This window comes from Wolbachia endosymbiont of Atemnus politus (assembly GCF_013309895.1).
In genome coordinates this window covers 1-7,119 of the sequence record NZ_JAAXCS010000069.1, presented here as the reverse complement: position 1 = coordinate 7,119, position 7,119 = coordinate 1, and the positions used below count along the sequence as shown (strand labels likewise).

Genomic DNA, 7,119 nt, shown 5'->3' with positions numbered 1-7,119 from the left:
AGTAAGCTTCTTTCCCAATCTGATGAATTTATTGCTGTTTACGGTCGACGTCGTGTGGGTAAGACGTACCTAATAAAACAATTTTTCAGTAAACATGCTGATATTTTATTTGAACAGACTGGTCTTAATAATGGTGCCCTGCAGGAACAACTTGCAATTTTTACACAGTCGTTATCAAATACTTTTTACAAAGGTGCAAAAATGGCTTTGCCTAAAAATTGGATGGATGCATTACAACAATTAACACTTGCCGTTGATAACACACATGAGAATGAACAAGTTGTTTTATTTTTTGATGAACTACCATGGCTAGCTACAAAAAATCTGGTTTTCTAAAAGCATTAGAATATTTTTGGAATATACATTGGACATACCGGAAGAAGCTTATCTTGATTGTTTGCGGTTCAGCAGCTTCCTGGATGTTAGAAAATTTAATCTATAATAAAGGAGGATTACATAATCGTATTATTGCAAGAGAACCTTTGCAGCCTTTTAACTTATGTGAAACTAAAGAGTATCTAAGATGTTTAGGAGTCACCCTTAATCACCAGCAGATATTACAGATCTATATGGCTATGGGAGGAATACCACATTACCTTAAAGAAGTAAGTAAAGGATTTCCAGCAGCACAAAACATTAATGTGATCTGTTTTCAGAAGGGAGGTTTGTTATTTGATGAATTTGATTTGCTGTTCCACTCTTTGTATGAAGAGCCAGAGACATATCTAAATATCATTCGTGCAATTGTAAAAAAGCTAAAAGGGATAAGCAGGAAGGAACTTATAAAAACGACTAAGATCGCTGAGGGCGGTCGCTTAACTACTAAATTGAGGAGTTTTGAAGAAGCAGGATTTATTGGTGTTTTTTTACCACTGAGTAAAGCAAAAAGAGGAGTATCTTCTTCTTCTTCTTCTTTAGTTCTCTGCAATGCAGGTCCTTGGCTACACAAATGAAGCTCTCCATCCCGTTCTGTTTTGTGCTTTCTGTTTAAGAACTTGGTATGTATCAGACTTCTTTAAATCATCAAGCCACATCATTCTTGGTCTTCCCCTGCCTCTCTTTCCGCATATTTTGCCCTCTAATATATCTCTTAATATACTATTTCCTCTCAAAATATGCCATGAATATGGATTGAGCCGTTTAAAGAAGTAACAAAAAGGGCAATAATAAGTGATGCCTACTATTGGGAGTTAGCAATAAAGAAACCAGCTTGGCAAACATGGACAGGGCAAACATTTGAAGCGGTATGTTTTAAACATGCCAATAAAATAAGAGGAAAACTAGATATAGAACATATAGGAGTTATATGTGGAGATTGGCAACATCACCCAGAGAAAAACATTAAAGAAAGTGGGGCTCAGTTTGACTTAGTTTTTGATCGAGAAGATGGCTGTGTAATGCTCTGTGAGATAAACTATAGCGATAAACCTTATGCAGTAACGAAGGAATTTATTGAACAATTAAAGAGAAGGGAAACAGTTTATAGAGAAAAAACGAAATCAAAGAAGCAGATATTCTGGGTATTAATTGCAGCAAATGGAGCTTCTGATAACCAATATCTGAAAGATACGATACATCATATAATCACACTGGAAGACTTGTTTTAAGTTATGTACAACAACCTACGCGACTTCATTAAAATCTTAGTTGAAAAGAAAGACCTGATTAGAGTTAAGGAGGACGTTTCAACAGTTCTTGAGATGACAGAAATTTACCGCAGAGTTTTGTTAAACAAAGGACCGGCGATCATCTTTGAAAATGTTGTCACAGAAAACGGTAAGAGTGCGATTCCAGTTTTGGTGAATTTATTTGGTACGATTGATAGGATAGCTTTAGGACTGCCTGGTGAACTGAGAGATCTAAGTAAACTTCTAGCATTTTTGCAATCTCCCGAGCCACCAAAAAACTTCAAAGATGCTATGAAGATTTTTCCTCTGCTAAAAGTTGTGCTATCAATGCGAAGTAAAATTGTGAGCAAAGCTCCATGTCAAGAATGGCCAAATGAGCCTGCACCGCTAATTACTTGGCCGATTGTGGTGACAAAAGGCCCAACAGAAGATAAACAAGATAATTTCAATCTTGGAATATATCGTATGCAAGCTGTGAATAAAAAACGACTCTAATGCGCTGGCTTGCACATCGTGGAGGAGCAGGTCACCATAAACGTTGGAAGGAGAAGAGGTAGGATATGAAATTTCCTGCTGCTGCTGTGATCGGTAGTGATCCTGCAACGCTTATTGCCGCGGTGACCCCAGTACCAGAAACATTGTCAGAATACCAATTTGCTGGACTGCTGCGAAGGAAGCCGCTTGAACTTGTAAACTGTAAAACTATACCACTTCAAGTGCCGGCTCACGCAGAAATCGTTTTGGAAGGCTACGTGAGTTTAGATAAGTATAGAAATGAGGGACCATATGGAGACCACACTGGTTACTATAATTCTGTTGAGCAATTTCCGGAGTTTAACATCACTGCAATTACAATGCGTAAAAACCCGATTTATCTCAGCACTTTCACTGGCAAGCCACCTGATGAACCATCAATTCTTGGCGAAGCACTCAACGAAATTTTTGTGCCCATAATTATCAATCTCTTTCCAGAGATAGTGGATTTTTATCTGCCACCAGAAGGTTGTTCATATAGAATAGCGGTGGTATCGATAAAAAAAATCTTATCCAGGACATGTAAAAAGTGTTGTTATGGGCATACTCTCTTTTCTAAAACAATTTTTATACACGAAATTTATTATAGTCGTTGATGATGACATAAATATACGTGATTGGAAGGAAGTGATGTGGGCGATATTGACCAAAATGGACCCTGTGCGTGATACAATCACAATAAAGAATGCACCAATTGATTATTTAGATTTTGCCTCTCTTGAAAGTGGCCTTGGTGGTAAAATGGGATTTGATGCGACAAATGAAATTCCGCCTGAAACCAAACGAGAGTGGGGAAGAAAAATTGAAATGAGCGAAGAAATAGTAAAAAAAGTTACGAAGAAGTGGAAGGAGTATGGATTGATGACAAGCCAAAAAATGCCCATAATAAGGTGATAATTGTCGATAATCAAGAGATGATCACAGGATCGTTTAACCTTAGTAAGACAGCTGTTAAAGGGAATGCTGAGAACTTATTAATTATTGAAAATTACCCTGCAGCAGTATACAAAAAACTGGAAGATACGGATGTCACAATCTTATCAATATGCTTCCTAGACTTGCTATCAAAAAAGTTTTCTAGTTGATTGATGTAATTACATATGGTACGATAAGTTAAAAGTTTTAAGGGTTCGGTAATGAATTACATAAATGATGCTGCTGGTAGTTATACTACTATTCATGATTTTTTCATAATAACGGAGTAGGGGACTATAAAGTTCAATGCAATTATGGCGGTGTGCCTTATGCCACTAATGAGTGTGTACATGCTAAGTTCTATACTGACAATTTTATGGATTCGCATTATGGCAGGGAGATAAAGATGTATCCTCAAAGTGAAAATTTAGCTAAAGAATATGCTGGGAATACGCTGCCTGTTTCAATATTACTGGATAAGGATTTGATAAAAATAAAAGAATGTCAGAAAAAAGCTAAATTTGTAGAACTAGAAGGGGAATCAGGTTCTATAGTGTATGACAAGCAAAAGCGTATAAAGTGCTACACGACAAAGCTATCGTATGACGATATTTGTGCTTATAATAACAACAAAGTTTCAATTCTTAACATTAGATATGATGTGCCAAACGATCCGAAATTCAGTTTAAATATAGCATTTACAAAGGTTAATGATAATAAACCAGGGTTTTGGCAAAAGTTTAAAAACATGTTTTAATGTTTCTGAGTGTCGTGGAGCTGTTTTAGAGGTTGTTCACTTTCAGTGAAAGGTGAAATAGAAAAATATTTCAATACAAGAAAGGAGGAAAAAGTATAGCAAAAAAGAAATATTGAATGCAGTTCTCTACATATTACGTACAGGGTTGTATATTAAATCAAAGCCGCGAGGCTATAATGAGCAAGCTGTTAATTGGGTTAAATCTTAGGCACCTTAGTACACTCCTGGCTTAAAAGAAATGTAGTACGAACGGTAGAGAGATCTAAAAGATCGAATCTGTACAGCATTTACGTTATTGTTTGATTATATTTGTAGGTATAAAAATGGCTAGAATAGTTTTTATGGGTATTGATGTTTCAAAAAAAAAAAAAAACACTTGATATCTCAATCGACAATAAACATCAGAGTATAGAGAATGCAGAAAGAGCTATATCTGAGTTTATAAAATCAAGAATGACTAACAATATATTTGTTAAGTTATGTGTAAAACAGGCGGTTACGAAAAACTTGTCATAAAATTGTTGCGAGAACATAGTATAGCTGTTCATAGAGCTCACCCAAATCGGGCATATGCGTTCGCAAAAGCCTGTTTGCAAAAACAGACAAATTAGATGCAAAATTTCTAGAAAAGTATGCCGAATTTATCACGAAAAATGATAAGGTAGTAGAATGCATAGTTTCACAAAAGCAAGAAGAACTAAAAAAATTAAGGGCAGTTGAGTGCAACCTAAACAACGACGTTCATGAAAATATGTGTCGTCTGCATAAGGTTACAGGAAAAGCCAGGGAATATATAGAAAAACAGATAGAATTTGCCAAAAAACAATTAGAACAAATTAGAAAGGATATAATAAATTCTGACCCTGATTTGAAGGAAAAAAGCAACCTACTAACTAAGTACTTCCTAAAGCAAATGATAAAGGTATAATATGGGATTAAGGAAATATGAGGTAAATAGTAGCATACAGTGTAGATTTAAGAGAGAAAGCTATATCTTTGGTGGAAAAAGAGAAGTAAAAATTTGAGGTAGCAGAGCTTCTAGAAATAGGAATTGCCACCTTGTACAGATGGCTGAGAAAGAAGGCAAACGGTGAAAACCTAAAGGCAGGAAAGAATGGAGGTTTTATTCGCAAAATAGACCCAGAAGTACTTAAAGAATATGTCAAAAAACACCCGGATTACACGCTAGCAGAAATGAAACAAAATCTAGGATTCGGAATAAATTCAATTTGGTATAAGTTAAAACAGCTAAAAATAACCTTTAAAAAAGTCACGTTGTATCAAGAGCGCAATCAAGAAGATAGGCAGCAATTCATCGATAAAATCTCAAAAATAGATCACTCTAGCATTTTATAAATAGATGAAAAAGGAGTTGACAATAGATTATACCGAGAATAGGACGAGCTCCAAGAGGAGAAAAAATATATGCTGATATCCCAGGAAAAAAGCGGGACAGAGTGAGTATAATAGGCGGATGGATTGGAAAATTGCACCAATGACTTTCAAAGGTGGGTGTGACAAAGAAGTATTCAATACATGGTTGGAGAAGATGTTATTACCTAAATTGCCACGTGGTACTACAATAATTATGGATAATGCTACATTTCATAAAACTCCTAAAACAAAGTCATTAATAGAGTCTCTTGGCTGCCATCTGCTGTTTCTTCAAACATATTCACCAGATTTGAATCCTATAGAACACTGTTGGCACACCATCAAAAGTCGCTTCAGACCTCTCATGCACCAATATACAGACTTACAACTTTTGGTTGGTAATACCATTTTAGAGATTTTTTATCATTTATTTTAGATAATACTATAGCTATAAAGGTGTTGGACGAAAAATCGCAAGTATCCTACTCATAGAGGTACTTGAGCTTGGCAGGCTAGATAATAAGGAAATAGACTGTCTAATTGGAGTTGCACCAAAAACTAATGAAAGCGGAAGGAAAGTGAGTAAAGCCCAAATCATAGGTGGCAGATTTTATGCTCGAAAAGCATTATACATGTCTGCCGTGGTTGCTATTCGCCATAACAGGAAAATGAAACCAGCGTTTAGTTGACCTTGTTAAAGTCGCTAAGGTTGCATTAGTTGCTGTGATGAGAAAAATCTTCGTTTGTTTAAATGCCATGATAAAAACAACAATTTTTATCTTGATGCTAAAGACGGTAGGTGCATTATACAAACTGAATAGCTAATTTTCAGTATGGGACCTTTTAATAAGTATGTTCGATGTTATATTGCCTAAATTTCTAATCAAAGAGGAACAAGTTTGGCATAAAATAATGATATTATTAGCGGAACTTAAAAGAGCCCAGCTGCAGTACTTATGAAAAGTAGCAAAGTAGCTCTATCTGGTTCATAATTTAAAATATTAGCAAGTATTACACTGGATACAGAAACTTGAATAATAGCTAGCAACATAAGCGCTTTATATATACTCTCATCGTATATACCTGTGATATGTTTGTCTATCAGGACAATTCCCAAAACAAATAATGGCCAAAATACGTACTTTGCTGTAATAGTGGTTAAAGTGGGCTTCCAATCTATTTTAAAATTTGTAATTTGCGCAATGCTCACTCCAAGTAGCACCATTCCTAATGTAATAAATGCACTTCTAATATTTATCATAACATCTGTCAAAAAGTTGGTATTTGTATACCGCATATACTCAAAAAAAAAGCCTAGAATCATCGCAAAGATGAGGGAAGTCTCAGTAACCTCAACATGCATTCTTTTGCAGTATAGATGACATTTGCAGCTATATAAAACCCTAAGCTATTTTCCAACAGCGCCATTCCTTATAACAGACAACATATACAGATACTGAATCTTCATCAAATAAGGTCATGGCAATCGGCAAGCCAAAATAGCCCATGCTTGTACTGCCAATATATTTTTCGTGTTGTCCTTAAATAAAAAAGAAGAAATATAATACACTAATAAGGACATAACGCTGCCTATAAACCATATCAAAATCGGCAAAGAAATTACTTTTAAATTAACCTCTGTATGAGATACTCCATACAGAATCACTATTGGATTAGCTATATAAAAGAGCATTTGAGATATAGTATTTATGTCAATCGTAAGACATTTTCCTGCTAAATAAGCAATAAATATTGTAATATAAATAGGCAATATTTTGAGAAAAAGGGTAAAAAACATATTAGCCTAAATTATAATCCCTATTGATATTTTTGACTGATAAAATGACATTAGATCTCAAGATATTGTAAAAGTAAATAAAATTTATTTTCAAGTTTCATAGTTAACTAGCG

7 protein-coding genes and 6 pseudogenes are annotated in these 7,119 nt (G+C 35.0%); 10 read left to right on the top strand and 3 right to left on the bottom strand.

Going from position 1 to position 7,119, the window contains the following annotated elements; all coding sequences use genetic code 11:
* Together HET73_RS08365 and HET73_RS08360 are read left to right on the top strand one after the other, a co-directional pair.
* Positions 1-336 (top strand): annotated as a pseudogene (locus HET73_RS08365) (AAA family ATPase); the annotation flags it as partial.
* An 83-nt stretch (positions 337-419) separates the two neighbouring features.
* Positions 420-953: an ATP-binding protein gene (locus HET73_RS08360; RefSeq protein ID WP_246210170.1), complete on the top strand. Its 534-nt coding sequence runs from the start codon at positions 420-422 to the stop codon at positions 951-953.
* On the opposite strand, the gene HET73_RS05080 is transcribed toward HET73_RS08360, so the two are convergent.
* Positions 942-1,112 (bottom strand): hypothetical protein, encoded by a 171-nt coding sequence (locus HET73_RS05080; protein WP_174134127.1) that lies wholly within the window; start codon positions 1,110-1,112, stop codon positions 942-944. The two genes, HET73_RS08360 and HET73_RS05080, sit on opposite strands and share 12 nt — an antisense overlap.
* A 285-nt stretch (positions 1,113-1,397) precedes the next feature.
* On the opposite strand from HET73_RS05080, the gene HET73_RS08355 reads away from it, so the two are divergent.
* The 8 genes and pseudogenes from HET73_RS08355 to HET73_RS10105 form a co-directional block, all read left to right on the top strand.
* Complete coding sequence (locus tag HET73_RS08355) at positions 1,398-1,607, top strand: hypothetical protein (RefSeq protein ID WP_246210169.1); 210 nt, start codon at positions 1,398-1,400, stop codon at positions 1,605-1,607.
* Between the two features lie 3 nt (positions 1,608-1,610).
* Positions 1,611-3,056: pseudogene (locus HET73_RS05070) on the top strand (UbiD family decarboxylase).
* Positions 3,014-3,218: pseudogene (locus HET73_RS05065) on the top strand (phospholipase D-like domain-containing protein); the annotation flags it as partial. The pseudogenes HET73_RS05070 and HET73_RS05065, both read left to right, overlap by 43 nt.
* Before the next feature lie 235 nt (positions 3,219-3,453).
* Positions 3,454-3,834, top strand: a complete 381-nt coding sequence (locus HET73_RS05060) for a hypothetical protein (RefSeq protein WP_246210167.1) — start codon at positions 3,454-3,456, stop codon at positions 3,832-3,834.
* Between the two features lie 323 nt (positions 3,835-4,157).
* Positions 4,158-4,735 (top strand): annotated as a pseudogene (locus tag HET73_RS10110) (IS110 family transposase); the annotation flags it as partial.
* A gap of 137 nt (positions 4,736-4,872) precedes the next feature.
* Positions 4,873-5,190 (top strand): annotated as a pseudogene (locus HET73_RS05045) (IS630 transposase-related protein); the annotation flags it as partial.
* Between the two features lie 118 nt (positions 5,191-5,308).
* Positions 5,309-5,644, top strand: coding sequence for a transposase (locus HET73_RS05040; protein ID WP_174134124.1), 336 nt, complete (start codon positions 5,309-5,311; stop codon positions 5,642-5,644).
* Between the two features lie 10 nt (positions 5,645-5,654).
* A pseudogene (locus tag HET73_RS10105) lies at positions 5,655-6,029 on the top strand (transposase); the annotation flags it as partial.
* A 110-nt stretch (positions 6,030-6,139) separates the two neighbouring features.
* Here HET73_RS10105 and HET73_RS09900 read toward each other — a convergent pair.
* Both HET73_RS09900 and HET73_RS09895 read right to left on the bottom strand, forming a co-directional pair.
* Positions 6,140-6,469 (bottom strand): AEC family transporter, encoded by a 330-nt coding sequence (locus tag HET73_RS09900; RefSeq protein WP_246210166.1) that lies wholly within the window; start codon positions 6,467-6,469, stop codon positions 6,140-6,142.
* Positions 6,470-6,685: 216 nt separating this feature from the next.
* Positions 6,686-7,006 (bottom strand): AEC family transporter, encoded by a 321-nt coding sequence (locus tag HET73_RS09895; RefSeq protein ID WP_246210164.1) that lies wholly within the window; start codon positions 7,004-7,006, stop codon positions 6,686-6,688.
* Positions 7,007-7,119 lie beyond the last annotated feature (113 nt).

Excerpts from the sequence above, each read along its gene's own strand:
- HET73_RS08355 (WP_246210169.1), top strand. The coding sequence starts at position 1,398 with ATGCTCTGTGAGATAAACTATAGCGATAAACCTTATGCAGTAACGAAG.
- HET73_RS09900 (WP_246210166.1), bottom strand. The coding sequence starts at position 6,469 with ATGATAAATATTAGAAGTGCATTTATTACATTAGGAATGGTGCTACTT.
- HET73_RS05060 (WP_246210167.1), top strand. The coding sequence starts at position 3,454 with ATGGATTCGCATTATGGCAGGGAGATAAAGATGTATCCTCAAAGTGAA.
- HET73_RS09895 (WP_246210164.1), bottom strand. The coding sequence starts at position 7,006 with ATGTTTTTTACCCTTTTTCTCAAAATATTGCCTATTTATATTACAATA.
- HET73_RS08360 (WP_246210170.1), top strand. The coding sequence starts at position 420 with ATGTTAGAAAATTTAATCTATAATAAAGGAGGATTACATAATCGTATT.
- HET73_RS05040 (WP_174134124.1), top strand. The coding sequence starts at position 5,309 with ATGGATTGGAAAATTGCACCAATGACTTTCAAAGGTGGGTGTGACAAA.